Source organism: Micromonospora sp. RL09-050-HVF-A, assembly GCF_019374995.1.
Lineage (GTDB): Bacteria > Actinomycetota > Actinomycetes > Mycobacteriales > Micromonosporaceae > Micromonospora > Micromonospora antibiotica.
In genome coordinates this window covers 4441079-4457683 of record NZ_JAGKQP010000002.1, presented here as the reverse complement: position 1 = coordinate 4457683, position 16605 = coordinate 4441079, and the positions used below count along the sequence as shown (strand labels likewise).

The following is a 16605-nucleotide window of genomic DNA, read 5'->3' as shown; positions in this document are numbered from 1 at the left end:
GTCCTACACGCGCAGGAAGGTCAGAACGAGAGTGCAGAGCCCGGCGGCACCGCCGACCGAACACGGGACAACCAAGAGGACGGGCCGGCCGCTGAACCCGGTGGTGGGCTTCGGCCCGGCCGCCCAACTCGCTCAGAAGCTGCGTGACGCGTACCTGGCCGCTGGTGAGCCGCCCATGAAACGCGTGGCGCGCAAGGGCGACGTGAGCACGAGTACGTTGTCGGAGAACCTCAGTGGTCGGAGGATCCCCACGTCGCGTGTGTTGGACGCCTTCCTCGTCGGTATCGGCGTCACCGACGAGGTCGCGCGCGACTGGCGACGACTTCGCGAGGAGGCAGTTGAGGCCGCCGAGCGGTTCGAGCCGGACGGCCGCATCGCCTCGTCGTCAGGCCTGCTCGTCGCGCTGCGTCGGCTCAGGGCGGAGCAGCGGCTGACCGACGAGGAACTCGAACGGCGGCTCGACGCGGTGAGTGGGGAGCGACTGAAGGGCGCGTTGTCGGGTCCGGTGCCGAGAAGAGCACAGGTTGACGCCATCCTGGCCGGTGAGGTCGACCCCGGTCCGGATGCGCTGGGTTACCTCGTCCTCTGCCTCGGTGCACACGAGAGCCAGGTCCGCGCCTGGTGTGCGCTGGCCGATCGCCTCGGCGAACAGCAGACGGAACCGCGGGACCCGTTGCCTGATCCGCTCGTCGCATCGACCCGGGCGGCAGACGCAGTGATCGCCTCGGGTGCGGCGGCCGAGGGGACTCCTGGGCCCTCGATCGTGCGACCATCCCGGCGGCGGTGGCACATGCTGGCGGCGGTGGCACTGACCGCCGTTTCCCTGGTTCTCCTGGGCATGGCGACGGCCGACCGCAGGCGCGACCGGGTCGCGCCGGACAACGAGCGGGCCGGTGGTCCGGTGGTGGAGGAGGCGCCGGACGGTCGGTACGAGGTCTTCGTGCTGGACCAGCGGATTGTGGTCACACCGCAGTCGGCGATCGCCCGGGAGGATGCGGTGCTCACCAGGCTGGTCGTCTCCCGGACGACCACCTCGTCCGAGGTGGACGCCTACGAGGAACGGGAGTTCCGGAGGACCGTCATTGACGGGCAGGACTGCGAGTCCAGCACGCTGATCCACGCGGACCACCGGAGGGAGCCTGAGCCGACGCAGTGCACTGCCTCCGCGCTGACCCGGTTGCGGGTCCCGAACCCGTCGACGGACCCCCGGGAACTCAGCCGGCAGCTCCTGGTCGATCAGGGAGCCGAGCCGGGATCAACGGCCGAGTCGCTGGCCGTGCTCCGGGGGATAGCCAACCTCAACAAGGAGCACTGCCTCGGCTCCGCACAACGAGCGGCGCTCCTGCGGGTGCTGGCCGGTCTGCCTGGTCTGGTGTTCCGTGACTGGTTGATAGACGCGACAGGTCGGCAGGGACTGGCGTTCAGCATCGACGGCGAAGCCGCGAAGAATGCTGTGGGCACCCGGGACACGCTCGTCATCGACCCTGCTCGCGGTGCGCTTCTGTTCCACGAGCAGACCGTACGTCCCGAGTCGCCGGTGCCGGTGGTCGAATCCGGAACCACGTTCGTGGACTGCGAGCTGAGGAAGGGGCGCGACTGAGCAACCGCCCGGGGAGGGTGGGTCTTCTGCGAACCCCCCCGGGCGGCAGTACCGTCGAGCCGAGGTGTCAGAAACGCGGCCCGAAAAGGCGAACCGGGAATGCGCCATGTGAAGAATGACGCCGACGGTGACGGTTTCCGGCACGGATGGTGCCGATGATCTGCTGCCCACGGGTCGATCCCACATGGTCATGCCCTTGATCGCCGGCGACGGAACTGATCCGCCCGATCCGGGGCGGCAAACAGTTTAGCGGAAATCGATGATCGCAGCCGTCCTACGGCCGATCAGAATTCCCTTCCGGTCTGGCGATCATTCGTGGCGCGACTCTACCCTGAGCCAACGGGCGTCACTGAGCGTCGCCGCTCGATCTCAGAGCGTTCATCGATTGCTCCTGGCCTGCCCTGCTGTCGCTCGACCGAGGGAGGGAAGCCACCATGATCCGTGCCGTTCGCCGCCTGTTGGCCGGCGTGATGATCAATTTACTGATCATATTCGGCAGCTTCTCGGCCGCGACCCCTGCGGCTGCGGCATCGGGAACCTCGCCAGGTGTGCTCGCCGCCCCCAGTTGCCCGGACGGGTGGTTCTGCTTCTACGACGACGTGCGATTCGGCACCCCCTACGGGAAGCTGTCCGACTGCGGCTGGCAGAACCTGGCCACCTGGGGCTGGCAGAACCGCACGGAAGCGGTCTACTACAACCTGAAAAGCGGTTCGGTGACGTTCTACGAGAGCAACGGAACTCCGCTTTTCACGGTGAGCGTCTCGAAGAGATCCATCAGCGATGTCTATCCGAAGCAGAACAGGGCGGACAAGGTCTACCGGGCCTGTTGAACACGGACAGCCCTTCGGGTCGATCCTGGAACCGGCGCGACCTTGCCGGGCGGACCTTTCTGCCGGCGGCTGTCGCCGTACCTGGAAATGGTGGACCGAACGCGTGAGGGCCGGGTCCGCACGGACCCGGCCCTCGACGGTGCGGTGGTCGGCGCGTCAGCGCTCGATGTCGCCCTTGATGAAGGACTCGACGGCGGCGTGCGCGTCGTGGTCGGCGTACTGCTCCGGCGGGGACTTCATGAAGTAGGAGGAGGCCGAGAGGATCGGGCCACCGACCTTGCGGTCCAGGGCGATCTTGGCGGCCCGGACGGCGTCGATGATGACACCGGCGGAGTTCGGCGAGTCCCACACCTCGAGCTTCAGCTCGGCGTTGAGCGGGGTGTCACCGAAGGAACGGCCCTCCAGGCGGATGTACGCCCACTTGCGGTCGTCCAGCCACGGCACGTGGTCCGACGGGCCGATGTGCACGTCGCTCTTGACCATCTCGTGCGGGATCTGGGACGTGACCGACTGGGTCTTCGAGATCTTCTTCGAGACCAGCCGGGTGCGCTCCAGCATGTTCATGAAGTCCATGTTGCCGCCGAAGTTGAGCTGGTAGGTGCGCAGCAGCTCGACGCCCCGGTCCTCGAACAGCTTCGCCAGCGCGCGGTGCACGATGGTGGCGCCGACCTGGCTCTTGATGTCGTCACCGACGATCGGCAGGCCGGCGTCGGTGAACTTCTGCGCCCACTCCGGGTCGGAGGCGATGAAGACCGGCAGCGCGTTGACGAAGGCGCAGCCGGCGTCGATCGCGGCCTGGGCGTAGAACTTGGCGGCCTGCTCGGAGCCGACCGGCAGGTAGCAGACGACCACGTCGACCTGGGCGTCGCGCAGCGCCTTGGTCACGTCGACCGGCGCGGCGTCGGACTCCTCGATGATCTCGCGGTAGTACTGGCCCAGGCCGTCGAAGGTCGGGCCGCGCTGGACGCTGACGCCGGTGGGCGGCACGTCGCAGAGCTTGATGGTGTTGTTCTCGCTGGCGACGATCGCCTCCGCGAGGTCCATGCCGACCTTCTTGGCGTCCACGTCGAACGCCGCGACAAAGTCCACGTCCGATACGTGGTAGTCGCCGAAGGTGACGTGCATGAGACCCGGGACGCGGTCGTTCGGGTCGGCGTTGCGGTAGTACTCCACGCCCTGCACGAGGGACGAGGCGCAGTTACCCACACCGACGATGGCGACGCGGACGGAGCCCATAGCGTCTGCCTCCTTCTTCATGACGGCCGCTCATTCCTGGACTCTCCAGGCGGAGGCGGGCTGTTGTTGTCTCGTGGACCGCCGGCCGTCCCGGGTCGCGGGACTGTCGGGGCACGGCCGGAGCGCTCGTTGGCGATGAGCTCCTCCAGCCAGCGGACCTCGCGCTCGCAGGCGTCGAGGCCGTGGCGTTGCAGTTCCAGGGTGTACGCGTCGAGACGCTCGGCCGCCCGGCCCAGCACGTCCCGAAGTCCTTCGCGACGCTCCTCGATCGTGCGGCGGCGACCCTCCAGGATGCGCAGCCGGGTCGCCTGGTCGGTGCGGGCGAAGAACGCGAAGTGCACACCGAAGCCCGTGTCGTCGTACGTCTCGGGCCCGGCCTGCGCGATCAGTTGGGCGAAGCGTTCCTTGCCCTCCGCAGTGATCTTGTAGACCACCCGACCTCGTCGGCTGGTCAGTGCGGGAACCTCCTCGGCGGTGGCCGGTGCGTCGGCGGCCTCGGTGATCCAACCCGCCGCCTGCAACCTGCGCAGGGTCGGGTAGAGCGAGCCGTAGCTGATCGCCGCCCGGATGGCGCCGAGCTTGGCGGTGAGCTCCTTGCGGAGTTCGTAGCCGTGCATCGGGGCCTCCTGCAGGAGGCCGAGGATGGCGAGCTCGAGCACGGGCCACCCTTTCCTTACCCTCGGAGCGGCTGATTAACCGCCTCGATGTATCGGACCGATACATCGCACGTTAGTACCTCCCCCGCTGTCAGGGCAAACCCCCGTTCTGCGCCAGCCCGTGCACGGATCGTGACGGTGGTCGCCCCACCCGATCGGAACGCGTACCCTTTGCCGCATGCGCACGTCTCGTCAGGTGGTCGACTACTCGCTGCAGAAGCGAGCAGTGCTGCGTGACGTGCTCGCCGGGCGGATCGGCACGTACGACGTGTGCGACGCCTCGCCCTACCTGAAGAACGCGGCCCGGTTCCACGGGGAACCGACCGAACAGCGGTGCCCGATCTGTCGGAGCGAGAACCTCACCCACGTCCACTACATTTACGGGGACGAACTCAGGCAGTCCGCCGGCCAGGCGCGCACGCTGGCCGAGTTGCCCGCGCTGGCGATGACGCTGCGTGAGTTTCAGGTCTTCGTGGTGGAGGTGTGCCTCGGCTGTGACTGGAACCACCTCGTCGAGCAGTTCCTGCTCGGCGGGGACGGGCTGGCCGACGGCGGTCCGGAACAGGGCGCTGCGGAGTCCGCCGCCGCCGCCCGGCAGGAGCGAAGGCGAGAGGCGCAACGGTGAACCTGGCTGATCCGGTCGACTCGGGTGTCGTACGACACAGACACCGCGACCGGCGGCCCATCGGCCCGATTGGCCCGAATGATGTGGAATTTGCAGCGCGCACCCGGCTCATCGCCGGCCTCATGGCGCGTGTGTCAGCTCACGGCAACCCGGTGGTGGCGCCCCCGCGTCCCACCGCGACCGGCAGGGTGTGAGGAATGAACTCGTACGGCGATCCCAGTTCCCCGCGCGCGCGGGCCCAGGTACCGGGTTCGAACGGCGGCCCCGGACCGGGGGCGGACGACGCGTACCCCCGATGGGGCGGTGACGACCGGGGTGCCGCCCCGGCCGGCCGGGCCTCGGTCGGCGGTGCCGCGCCCACCGGGCGGGCTTCGGCGGCGGTGCCCCCGCCGCGCGCGACAGGTGGCGCGGCCCCCGTCGGCCGGGCTACCCCGGGCCGGGCCTCGGTGCCGGTCTCCCCGGCCGGGCCGGGTCGGGCCTCCGTGCCGGTCTCCCCGGCCTCGCCGGGATGGGGTGGCGGGGGTCGGGCCTCGGTGCCGGTCTCCCCGGCGGGCGGACCGGCCGGGCGGGCCAGCGTCGGGACGGCTTCCGCCGGCCGGGCCAGCGTCGGCGCGGCCTCGGTCGGCTCCGCGGGTCGCGCCTCGGTGGCGCGGGCCGGCGTCGCGCCGGTCGGCGGCGGCGGGCCGGGTGGGCCGGGCGGCCCGAACGGGCCGGGTCGCGGCTACGGAGGTGGTGCCGGCGGTGGGCGTGGACGCGGCCCGGGTGACCCGGACGCGATGGCGAAGGCCAAGCGGCGCAAGCGGATCAACCTGCTGATCGCCGGCTTCGCGGTCTTCATCATGCTCGCCGGCCTCGGCGTGGTCGGCTTCACCTACTACTCCACCACCGTGGTGCTGCCCAACCAGATCAAGCTGCCGCTCGCCACGACCATCTACGCCAGCGACAACAAGACGGTCATCGCCAAGGTGGGCGAGCAGAACCGCACCTTCGTCTCGATCAACCAGATCCCGCAGCACATGCGCGACGCGGTGGCGGCGGCGGAGGACAAGAACTTCTACGAGCACGCCGGTGTCGACTACAAGGGCATCGCCCGCGCCGCCTGGAACAACCTCTCCAACGGCGACAAGCAGGGCGCCTCGACGATCACCCAGCAGTACGCCCGCAACGCCTACGAGAACCTCCAGGACGACTCGTACGCGCGAAAGGTGAAGGAGGCGATCGTCGCCTCCAAGCTCAACGATCAGTTCACCAAGGAACAGATCATGGAGCACTACCTCAACACCATCTACTTCGGCCGCAACGCGTACGGCATCGAGGCGGCGGCGCAGACCTACTTCGGCAAGTCGGTCTCGAAGATCGACGTGGCCGAGGCCGCCGTGCTCGCCGCCCTGATCAAGCAGCCGGAACCGAGCGCCACCCACAAGGGTTTCGACCCGGCGCTCAACCCCGCCGAGGCCAAGGACCGCTGGGACTACGTCATCAAGAACATGATCGAGATGCGCTGGGTCGATGCCCCCGGCCGGCCGGCGCATCCGACGGAGTACCCGACGAAGACGCTGCAGACCCCCAAGGAGTCCCGGTCGGGCGTCAAGTTCGGCGTCAACACCCCGATCGGCAACGTCATCAACTACGTCTCGGCGGAGATGCGGGAGAAGAAGCTCTGCACCGACAACGACGCCGAGGTGACCGAGCGCAAGCCGCGCTGCTCGGCGATGCTCCGCGAGGGTGGTTACCGGATCCGGACCACCATCGACAACAAGGTGCAGAAGGCCGTCACCAGCGCCGCCCAGCGCGGCACCAAGGGCTCCGAGTTGGACGGCGCGCGCAAGAACCTGATGGCCGCTGTGGTCTCCATCGACCCGCGTAACGGCCGGGTGCTCGGCTACTACGGCGGGGACGACGGCACCGGCACCGACTACGCCGGCACGAACACCGACACCAACGGCAACATCACCGGCGGGCACTCGCCCGGCTCCAGTTTCAAGATCTACACGCTGGCGGCGGCGCTGGAGGCGGGCAAGTCCGTCGACTCGCGCTGGAAGGGCCGGGCGTTCACCCCGGAGGGCGTGGAGTTCCGGGTCAGCAACGCCGGCACCGACAACCCCAAGTGCGGGGACTCCTGCACGCTGCGGGAGTCCACGCTGCAGTCGTTGAACGTGCCGTTCTACCACGTCAGCCTCGATATCGGGCCTGACAAGATCGTTGACATGGCGGCCAAGGCCGGCGTCAGCATGATGTGGCAGACGAACGTGAGCCCGCCCAAGGGGCACGACCTGACCAAGGAGAAGGCCGCCGACCTTGCGCCCGACCCCTTCTACCACGTGGTCGCCTACGGTCAGTACCCGATCACCGTGCTCGACCACGCCAACGGCATCGCCACCTTCGCCAACAAGGGCATCTACAACAAGGCCCACTTCCTGATCTCCGCCGAGAAGCAGAACAAGGAGACCGGCAAGTGGGAGAAGCTCGGCGGCGAGCAGCTCAAGCCGCAGAAGCGGATCAACCCGGACGTGGTCGCCGACGTGACCGACGTGTTGGAGGCCTACCCGGGCCGGATCAACCACACCTTGGCCGATGGCCGGAAGTCGACCGCCAAGACCGGCACCTGGGAGCTCAAGGAGGGCACCACCCAGAACGGTGACGCCTGGACCGTCGGCTACACCCCGCAGCTCGCCACCGCCGTCTGGGTGGGCAACAAGGGCAAGCGGGAAGCGATCAAGCTGAACAACGGCGCCAACATGACCGGTTCCTCCATGCCCGGCGAGATCTGGGAACGGGTCATGAACGGCGCCCTCAAGGGCGAGGAGAAGCTGGACTTCCCACCGGCGGCGAAGGTCGGCGACCCGGAGTCCGGCAACGGCACCCCGCCCCCGCCCCCGCCGCCACCGCCGAACCCGAACGGCCAGAACTGCGCCCCGACCGACCTGCAGTGCCTTCTCGGTGGCGGGAACCAGGGCGGCAACAACCAGGGCGGCAACCAAGGTGGGAACCAGGGCGGCAACCAGGGTGGTAACCAGGGAGGGAACCAGGGCGGCGATCCGCCGACCCCACCCAACCAGAACCTCCCCGGCCAGAACGGCGGGAACGGCGGCGGACTGCTGCCCACCCCGCGTACCCGGGACTGAGCTGACCAGCACACCGACGAGCGTCTATGCCGCTGCCGGCGACCCGCAGACCTGCGGATCGCCGGCAGCGGCGTCTTTCGGCAGGCCCCCACCGGGGCGGTCCGCGCGGGGTTAAGCGGGCCGCCGGCGGAACATGCTGCTCGTCCGAGAGCCATTCATAGGGCAGGATGCATTCTCATGAGCACCCAGCCGACGACCGGCATCGACGACGCCGGGAGCAGCGACCACCCGTCCCGATCGGACGGCTTCGTCCGGGGCGTCTCCGAGGCGATCGGCGGGCCGCTCGGCGACCACGCCGTCGCCGTCGACCGGCCCGCCGGTCGGGAGAGCCGGTTCTGGACGGCGGCCCGGATCGTGCTGGCCCTGGCCTGCCTGACCCTGGCCCTGCACTGGGTGCAGAAGGCGCCCTGCCAGAACGGCGCCTGGCAGAACAACATCCAGTACACCCGGATGTGCTACACCGACGTGCTGGCCCTCTATTACGCCGAGGGCCTGCACGAGGGCAAGGTCCCCTACCGGGACCACCCGGTGGAATACCCGGTGCTCACCGGCTACATGATGGGCGCCCTCGGCCTGCCGGTGCACGCCGTCGGGGTCGACGACCCGACGATCAACCAGGGCCGGTGGTTCTACAACGCCAACGCGTTGGCCCTCAGCGCGCTCGCTGTCGCCACCGCCGCGGTGATCCTCGCCCTGCGCCGCCGACGACCCTGGGACGCGGCACTCTTCGCGCTGGCCCCGGCGCTGTTCCTCACCGCCACCGTCAACTGGGACTTCCTCGCCATCGGGCTGGCCGCTCTCGGGCTGGCCGCCTGGGCGAAACGACAACCCGTACTGGCCGGCATCCTGCTCGGACTGGGCGGTGCGGCGAAGATGTGGCCGCTGTTCCTGCTCGGCCCGATCCTGATCCTCGGCCTGCGCGCGAATCGGCTGCGGGCCGCGTTCACCGCCGTCGCCACCGGCCTGGTCGCGCTGGTCGCGGTGAACCTGCCGACGGCGATCCGCTACCCGGACAACTGGGGGCGGTTCTTCGACCTGAACACCACACGGCCCATCGACTGGGGCACGCTGTGGTACATCGGGCGGTACCTCGACGGCAAGGTGAACACCGGCGCTCCCGGCGACCAGGGCCCGTTCCAGTGGCTGAACGGCAACATCCCCACCCTCAACAACCTGTCGTACGCCCTGTTCGGGCTGGCCTGCATCGGCGTGGCCGTGCTGACCCTGCGGGCACCCCGCCGGCCCCGGCTGGCCCAGCTCGCCTTCCTCGTGGTGGCTGCCTTCCTGATCTTCAGCAAGGTCTGGTCGCAGCAGTTCGTGCTCTGGCTGCTGCCGCTGGCGGTGCTCGCCCGACCCCGCTGGGGGGCCTTCCTCGCCTGGCAGTTCGCCGAGGTGTGCTACTTCGTCGCCTTCTACGGCGAACTGCTCGGCTCGGCCACCAGTCGGCCGGTCTTCCCCGAGGGCGTCTTCGTGCTCGCCTCGTCGCTGCGGCTCGGCACGGTGGTGGTGCTCTGCGTCCTGATCGTCAAGGACATCCTGCACCCGGAGCGGGACGCGGTGCGCCAGACCTACCTCGACGACCCGGACGGCGGCGTGTTCGACGGTGCCCCCGACGCTCCCTGGCTGGCCAAGCTCCGGGGAAGAACCGAACTCCGGGCTGTCGTGCAGGATCGGTAGTGGAGCGGTGTCCTACCTGAGAGACGCTTCTCGCAGGCGAGCGTGAGGAGGGCTTTGTGGATGGCGGCCTGGATCTCCCACCTGCCATCGCCCGACGCCGCGTCGGCCACGGCTGCGGCCTCGGCGCACGACGATGAGTCGTCGAGTAGGCCACCGCACTGTTGCACTGGTTCCGCCGCCTCCGCATCCGCTGTGATTCCTTCGCCCGATGATGCCGCGCTTACGACCAACGATCTGCATTCCGGCGTCCGAGTGTCGGCTCCGCCTGAAAACTGACCACGTGGTTCCGGCTGAATCGGGACCACCTCCTGAAGCATCGGGAGGTGCTGAACGTGGAGGACTGGGCGGAGATCCGGCGGCTGCGGCGGTCGGAGGGCATGGCGATCCAGGCCATCGCACGGCGGTTGAGGATGTCTCGCAACACCGTGAAGAAAGGCCCTGGCCAGTGATGGGCCGCCGCGGTATCGGCGGGCGGCGAAGGGCTCGATCGTGGATGCCGTCGAGCCGCAGATCAGGGCATTGTTAGCGGAGTTCCCGGACATGCCCAGCGGGCGGTGGCGCTCGACTTCGCCGCGAATGTAGCGGCGGGCCTGCGTGTGCTTCAGGACAAGTGGAACCAGACCCGGAGCGCCTCGTTGATCATCAACGACGGGAACCCCGCCGGCTTGGAGAACTGGTTCTACGCCCTCTGGGCGTACAACTCGGGCCTGCATCCCAACCTCGGCACCGGCGAGCCATGGGGTCTCGGCTGGGGCAACAATCCGGCGAACCCGCGGTACCGGCCGGACCGCCGACCGTTCCTTGAAGACAGCTACGCCGACGCGGCCAAGCCGCAGTTCTGGCCCTATCAGGAGAAGGTGCTGGGATTCGCCGGGCATCCGCCGAACCTGCTGGAGGGGCCGGATACCTTCGTGGCCGGCTTCCGGGCTGCCTGGTGGAGCACCGTCGAGGACCGGGAGAAGGTCAAGCCGCCGGTGAACTTGTTCTGTGACGCGTCCAACGACTGTCATCCTGGGGAGCTGCACACCCCGGACGATCCGGACGTGGTGGGTGAGCCGGCCGGGCCGTGTGCGCATCGCAACGCGGCAGGCAAGTACGACCTGGTGTGCTGGTTCCACAAATCGGTCAACTGGAAGGGGAGCAGTCAGCTCGGCAATGAGGTGCTGCGCTTCGATCCCGGCTACGCATACCAGGACGACGCGACAACCTATCTGCCGAAGTGTGATCTGACCGGCCTGCCGACGGGCAGCCTGGTGATCGACGATGTGCCCGGGGGTACTCCACCCGTCCGTGCGGGTTGTACGAACAGTTGGACCAATTCCGGCACCTTCGGGCTGAGCTTCGCTACCGACTCCGTGGGAAATCTGCCCTCCAAGGTCGACTTCCATCAGATCGGTGGTGGCTTCGGTGGACACTTCTGGTTCGCCCATACCTGGGCTCCAGGTGATCTGGGCGGCAAGATGAAGGTCGCTGGCACCTGGACCCTCAACCAGGCGGTCACCGGTTGGGCGCGGGTGATGGTGCATATTCCGGATCACGGCGCGCACACCCGGCAAGCCACCTACGAGATCGACCTCGGGCAGGGATTCGGGGCTGGTAAGAAGCGGGTCGTCCTGCAACGGGTGCAGAGCAATCAATGGGTGTCGCTCGGGGTGTTCAAGTTCACCGGAACGCCGAAGGTGCGGCTGACCAACGACGCGTATGACGGAACCGGGGACGAGGATGTGGCGTGGGATGCCATCGCGATCCAGAAGTTGACAGCCAAGCCCCGCCACCAGGTCGTTTCTCTGGGTGATTCGTACTCGTCGGGTGAGGGGGTCTCAAGCTCGAACGGGTCCGACTATTACCGGGAGACCGACTACAAGCAGATCGTCAACGACGAGGTTCGCTATCAGGACGTCTGCCACCGGTCCCGGTCCGCCTGGTCCCGGTTGGCGAAATTCTCCGACAGTACGTCAAGCATCGGCTCCCGTTCGGACGGTTGGGATCCGAACCTGGATTATCAGTTCCTCGCCTGTTCCGGTGCTCAGACGGAGCAGCTGCTTCCCGGCTACACCGTCCCAGCCGGGCAGCCGTTGCCGACGAATGCGTGGGGCGAGGCGGCCGAATACCATTCAGGTGAGATGTCGCAGCTCGACCGAGGTTTTCTGGACGAGAACACCACGTTGGTGACACTGTCGATCGGCGGTAATGATGCCCGCTTCGCCAATGTGCTCCAGTTCTGTTTCCTGAACAGCTTTAACTGCGACACCGACACCTATCCCGGTGACACCAAGCCGCTTGCTGCGCAGGTCAAGGCAGACATCGAGGGGCCAGTGAAGCAGTCCATCAAAACAGTATTACGAGAGATCCACAAGAAGGCGCCAAGTGCGCAGATCATGCTAATGGGCTATCCGAAGCTGTTCGAGGACACCGGGCCACTCTGCATGCCCGAGATCAGCGACGGGGAGCGGAAGTGGTTGAATAACACGGCCATGCTGCTGGCTTCGGTAATGGGCCTCGCCACGACTGAAGCCAGCTCGGAGGGCATCCCCACTTATTTCGGTGATCCCACCTTTGCGTTCTCCGGTCATGGTGTCTGTGCTCAGACGGAGGAAATCCACAGGGTGGTTTACACCCTGACTCCGGGCGAGAATGGGGAGTTACTGGACGAGCTGCCGGAAAGCTGGAACAAGTACGGCATTTCGCAGCAATCATTCCATCCCAACCTAGGCGGCTCTAACCGCTATGCTTCGGTGATGAATCACGTCGTCGTCGATTTCATGGGCCTGTGATCAGAGCTTTCCGAGCGGTGCCGGTGGGGAGGATGCTCCTCCTCGCCGGCACCGCCCTGCTCTGCCTCACCAGCTGTGGTCTCGACTCCGAGGCGCGGGCGGTCGACACGGCGACCGACTCGGTGCGGTCCCGCGCCGAACTGGCCCGGCGTACCGCTGTCGCAGTCCTCGCCGACCCGCACACTGCCGAGCGTGACCCGGCAGGCCAGCTGGCCGCTCTGGCCGGGTCGGTGGGCACCACAGAACGTTTCGGCACGGTCTTCGCCAGCCGGTCCTCCCCTGATGAGCGGCTGGAAGTGGACGTCTACTACGACGGGACCGCCAACGGCGGTGGATTCGTCGCCGCCGAGGTTCACGTCCGGCTCTGTGTGCGGTTGGCCGGCGTCGCCGAGAAGGACCCTCAGGTGACGATGACCGATACCGCCTGCCCCGGGATCCCCGACGGGTCCGACCGCCGAATCGTGAAGCTCACTGATTAGAAGCCTCCGCTGTGCCGTGCCGACGGGAGCAGGTGCTCAGAGACGGAACACGACGGCGTTGCCGACCTGCTGACGGGTGATGCCCAACTGCTCGACCGGCGCATCCACCGTCACCTCCCACGGCGTACCGACGATCTGGTCCCGCAGCACCACCACGTTGCGTACGCCGAGGGTGCGCAGGTAGTCGACGCTGGTCTGGTCGGGGAAGGCCGCCGTCACCCGACGGACGTCGTCGAGCTGCTTCGGGGTGAAGCCGCTGCCGCCGTTGACCACCTGCTGGAAGCGGCTGGTCGACCAGAGCATCACCGGCTGGTCCTGGTTCTGGCTGCTGGGCAGCACCAGCAGCGGACCGTCCACCGTGCGCATCGCCGCCGGCTGCTCCGGCACCACCGGGTGCGGTGTGGTGTTCAACCCCTCCACGACCACCAGCAGCAGCGGCAGCAGGGTGGCCACGCGCAGCCACGGTGACGGCCGGGAGGGCACCCGCTCGGTGCTCAGCTCGCGGACCCGCTGGGCGAAGGCGCTCACCGCACCGGCGGCCAGCAGGCCGAGCAGCAGCGTCGTCCAGAGCATCATCCGACCGGGCGTACGCAGACCGTTGAAGCCCGGCAGGTGGTCGAAGAGCGGCGCATAGGTGAAGGTGCCGTCGAAGAACCGGGTGCCCATCGCCAGCACCATGGTGACCAGCACCCCGGCCAGCATGAACAGCCGGTGCCGCAGCCGCCACACCGAGAGGAACAGCCCGCCGGCCGCCAGCGCGTACAGCACGAAGCCCGGCAGCAGGGTCATCTCCGGATGCCAGGGCAGCGCCGCCCGCGCCCCCTCGTGCAACCCACCCCAGATCCACGACTCGCCGGGCGCGGTGAAGAAGCCGCTCGCCGGTGGTGAGTAGACACCGATGTCGCCGATCGTCCGTTCCGCGTTGGGGTGCAGCTCGGCGACCTTGAAGTACGGCACCGCCAGCAGCGCGCCGACGGCGGCGAAGAGGAGCCCGCCGACCAGGTCGGCCACGAACAGCCGCCGCCCGAAGGGCCGCCGCCCCTGCCGCCGCCGCCAGAACCACACCACCGCCGAGACCAGCAGGATGACCGCGAGGACGTACGCGAAGACCAGGCCGATGCCGAAGCCCAGGCTGAGCTGCCAGGCCGCGACCGCCCACCCGGCGTACGCCCAGCCGACCCGGCGGCGTTCGGGGCGGTAGCCGTGCCGCAGCGACCAGCCGTGCCCCCGGGCCAGCATGGCCAGCGCCAACGGGATACCGCCGTTGGAGACGATGTGCAGGTGACCGGCCTGGGCGAGCAGCCACGGCGCGTACGTGTAGCTGACCCCGGCGACGGCCGACCCGATCCGTCCCGCGCCCAACTGCCGGGCCAGCACGTATGCCCCGAAGGTGGCCATCGCGTGCGCCAGCACGAACATGATGTTGTAGCGGAGCACGGCGGCGTCCGGGCCGGTGCCGAGCAGACCGACCGGGGCGTACCCGAGCAGCATGTCGGAGAAGGCGAAGCTCCACGGCTCCGGGAAGAACGTGTTGGACTGGAACAGCTGCCCCGGGTCGGTCCGCAGGGCATGCCCGGACCAGGCCATCTGCCAGGCCTGGAGGCTCGGGTCCCAGTAGTCCTGGGGGAGCGTGTAGAGCGGGTAGCGCAGGGTCGGCCAGGTCATCCCCACGGCCAGCGTGAGCGAGCCGAGGACGGCGAGCGTCCACTCGTGCACCAGGAACCGGCCGGTGGCGTGGGCTGCCCGGACGGGGCGGCCGGGCACCGGTTCGGGCGCGGGCGCGAACGAGGTCCACGGATCGGCCTCGGCCGCCGGCTCCTGCTGCTCCGCTTCGCCCCCGGCCGGCCCGTCACCCCGGCTCTTCCCGGCTTCGTCTTTCCCGGCCCTGCTTCTCCTGAGCCGGTCTTTCCAGGTCCTGGGCTTCGCAGCCGGGTCGATCGTCGTGCCGGCCTGGTCGGCTGCCACCGCGATCGTCGCGCCCTGGTCGGCTGCCACTGCGGTCGGTGTGCCGGCCCGGTCGGTCGCCACCGTGGTCGGCGCTGCGGCCTTCTCCGTGGTCGTCCCGGCCGGCTGGGCCTTCGCCCCGGTCGGCCCGGGGTCGGCCCCGGCCTTCCCGCCGCCGGCCCTCCCACCCTCGGCCCGGCTCTCGTCGGCTACCGGGCCGCCCTCGGCGGGCTCCACGCCGGCTCCGTCGGCCTGCAAGTCGGGTCCGCCCGGCTCACCGCCCGACCCGGCCGGCTCACCGCCCGACCCGGCTGGCTGCGGGTCGGGTCCGGTGGCCGGGGGCGGGTCGTTCCTGCCCGGCTCCGAGCTGTCCCGCGCGTCGGGTGCCGGCCGGTCCTGCGGCGACCCGGGGGTGGGGTCCGTGCCGCCGGTCTGCCGTGGGGGTGGGCTGCCGCCCGTCGCGTTGGTGGTCATCGGCGCTCAGGCCCCCGTGCCGAGCTGCCCACGGAGGAAGGCGATGTCGGCACCCTGACCGGTCGCCCCGCCGGGGGTCTCCACGATGACCGGGGCGTCCGCCGCCCGGATCACCGCCACCAGCAGCTCCGGGTCGATGGTGCCGCCGTCGAGGTTGTCGTGCCGGTCCTGCCCGGAGTTGAACCCGCCCTTGGAGTTGTTCGCGTGCACCAGGTCGATCCGGCCGGTGATCGCCTTCACCCGGTCGACCAGGTCGAGTAGCTCCTCGCCACCGGCGTACGCGTGGCAGGTGTCGAGGCAGAAGCCCACCTCGTAGTCACCGAGGGCGTCCCAGAGCCGGGCCAGCGCGTCGAGCCGCCTGGCGCAGGCGTTGTCGCCGCCGGCGGTGTTCTCGATCAGGACCGGCACGGGGAAGCCACCGGAGTCGGCCGCGTAGGCGAAGGTCTTGCGCCAGTTGTCGAAGCCGACGGCGAGGTCGTCACCGGCATTGACGTGGCCGCCGTGCACGATCAGCCCCCGGGCGTCGAGCTGCGCCGCCGCAGTGGCGTGGGCCAGCAGGAGCTTGCGGCTGGGGATGCGGATGCGGTTGTTGAGGGTGGCCACGTTGATGACGTACGGGGCGTGCACCCAGAGGTCCACGTCGGCGGCGCGCAGCCGGTCGGCGTCCTCCCGGGGTTTCGGGGCCTTCCAGCCCTGCGGGTCGGAGAGGAAGAACTGCACCGCCTCGGCGGTACGGGTGGCCGCCTCCGCCAGCGGGTCGGCCTGGTCGACGTGGGCTCCGATACGCATGCAGGCGAGCCTACGTCCCGTCCCCGACGCCGGCTGGTGACGGTCGCGGGCAAGTCGCGCCGTCCCGCCGCCCCGGTCCGCCGCGTCGCAGGGTGCGTGGCGTCACCCGGTGACCGCGGCGATCGTTGACCGAGGTAGGGCAGTGGGACGAATAGCTGCAATTCGGCTATCACGTGACGATTGCCGTTGTACCGTCAGATAACAACAGGATGAAGCTCCGCGGGGTGTCCTCGATCCAACCTCATCGGTGTGGTCGTTCCTCCCCAGGTCCCACCCAAGGAATGCGGACGGGACGCCCCGCGGCCCCGTGGACAGGGGTCCACCGCCGGCCTTCGGGTGTCGCGGTGGGCCCCTGTCGCCCTTCCTGCCCGGCCGGGTCACCCCGTCGGGTCGACC

Annotated in this window: 11 protein-coding genes and 1 pseudogene; 8 read left to right on the top strand and 4 right to left on the bottom strand. The window is 68.9% G+C overall.

Translation table 11 applies throughout. From position 1 onward, the window contains the following. Window positions 1-31 precede the first annotated feature (31 nt). Window positions 32-1600, top strand: coding sequence for a hypothetical protein (locus J7462_RS19530; protein WP_219465372.1), 1569 nt, complete (start codon window positions 32-34; stop codon window positions 1598-1600). Between the two features lie 434 nt (window positions 1601-2034). Continuing rightward, window positions 2035-2430, top strand: coding sequence for a peptidase inhibitor family I36 protein (locus J7462_RS19525; RefSeq protein WP_219465371.1), 396 nt, complete (start codon window positions 2035-2037; stop codon window positions 2428-2430). Between the two features lie 156 nt (window positions 2431-2586). Here the strand turns inward: J7462_RS19525 and J7462_RS19520 are convergent, their stop codons facing one another. Beyond that, on the bottom strand, window positions 2587-3666 hold the full coding sequence (locus J7462_RS19520) for an inositol-3-phosphate synthase (protein WP_208565154.1): 1080 nt from the start codon (window positions 3664-3666) through the stop codon (window positions 2587-2589). Between the two features lie 17 nt (window positions 3667-3683). After that, complete coding sequence (locus tag J7462_RS19515; RefSeq protein ID WP_208565153.1) at window positions 3684-4325, bottom strand: PadR family transcriptional regulator; 642 nt, start codon at window positions 4323-4325, stop codon at window positions 3684-3686. A gap of 175 nt (window positions 4326-4500) precedes the next feature. On the opposite strand from J7462_RS19515, the gene J7462_RS19510 reads away from it, so the two are divergent. From J7462_RS19510 to J7462_RS19485, 6 genes and pseudogenes are all read left to right on the top strand, one after another. Then, a complete protein-coding gene (locus tag J7462_RS19510; protein WP_219465368.1) occupies window positions 4501-4947 on the top strand; it encodes a DUF5318 domain-containing protein in 447 nt (148 codons plus the stop codon). A gap of 197 nt (window positions 4948-5144) precedes the next feature. After that, a complete protein-coding gene (locus J7462_RS19505) occupies window positions 5145-8072 on the top strand; it encodes a transglycosylase domain-containing protein (protein ID WP_219465366.1) in 2928 nt (975 codons plus the stop codon). Window positions 8073-8249: 177 nt separating this feature from the next. Next, window positions 8250-9749: a glycosyltransferase family 87 protein gene (locus J7462_RS19500; RefSeq protein ID WP_219465365.1), complete on the top strand. Its 1500-nt coding sequence runs from the start codon at window positions 8250-8252 to the stop codon at window positions 9747-9749. A gap of 323 nt (window positions 9750-10072) precedes the next feature. Beyond that, a pseudogene (locus tag J7462_RS19495) lies at window positions 10073-10298 on the top strand (helix-turn-helix domain-containing protein); the annotation flags it as partial. A gap of 5 nt (window positions 10299-10303) precedes the next feature. Beyond that, complete coding sequence (locus tag J7462_RS33370; protein WP_219465363.1) at window positions 10304-12523, top strand: GDSL-type esterase/lipase family protein; 2220 nt, start codon at window positions 10304-10306, stop codon at window positions 12521-12523. Window positions 12524-12555: 32 nt separating this feature from the next. Then, entirely contained in the window at window positions 12556-13002 is a 447-nt protein-coding gene (locus J7462_RS19485) for a hypothetical protein (RefSeq protein WP_219465362.1), read from the top strand. Between the two features lie 36 nt (window positions 13003-13038). Here the strand turns inward: J7462_RS19485 and J7462_RS19480 are convergent, their stop codons facing one another. Continuing rightward, the gene (locus tag J7462_RS19480) at window positions 13039-15183 is read right to left on the bottom strand and encodes a hypothetical protein (protein WP_308290955.1); all 2145 of its coding nucleotides are present in this window, start codon (window positions 15181-15183) and stop codon (window positions 13039-13041) included. 243 nt (window positions 15184-15426) lie between these two features. After that, window positions 15427-16209, bottom strand: a complete 783-nt coding sequence (locus tag J7462_RS19475; RefSeq protein WP_208565149.1) for a deoxyribonuclease IV — start codon at window positions 16207-16209, stop codon at window positions 15427-15429. Window positions 16210-16605: the final 396 nt, after the last annotated feature.

Excerpts from the sequence above, each read along its gene's own strand:
- J7462_RS19510 (WP_219465368.1), top strand. The coding sequence starts at position 4,501 with ATGCGCACGTCTCGTCAGGTGGTCGACTACTCGCTGCAGAAGCGAGCA.
- J7462_RS19475 (WP_208565149.1), bottom strand. The coding sequence starts at position 16,209 with ATGCGTATCGGAGCCCACGTCGACCAGGCCGACCCGCTGGCGGAGGCG.
- J7462_RS19505 (WP_219465366.1), top strand. The coding sequence starts at position 5,145 with ATGAACTCGTACGGCGATCCCAGTTCCCCGCGCGCGCGGGCCCAGGTA.
- J7462_RS19485 (WP_219465362.1), top strand. The coding sequence starts at position 12,556 with ATGCTCCTCCTCGCCGGCACCGCCCTGCTCTGCCTCACCAGCTGTGGT.
- J7462_RS19500 (WP_219465365.1), top strand. The coding sequence starts at position 8,250 with ATGAGCACCCAGCCGACGACCGGCATCGACGACGCCGGGAGCAGCGAC.
- J7462_RS19520 (WP_208565154.1), bottom strand. The coding sequence starts at position 3,666 with ATGGGCTCCGTCCGCGTCGCCATCGTCGGTGTGGGTAACTGCGCCTCG.
- J7462_RS19525 (WP_219465371.1), top strand. The coding sequence starts at position 2,035 with ATGATCCGTGCCGTTCGCCGCCTGTTGGCCGGCGTGATGATCAATTTA.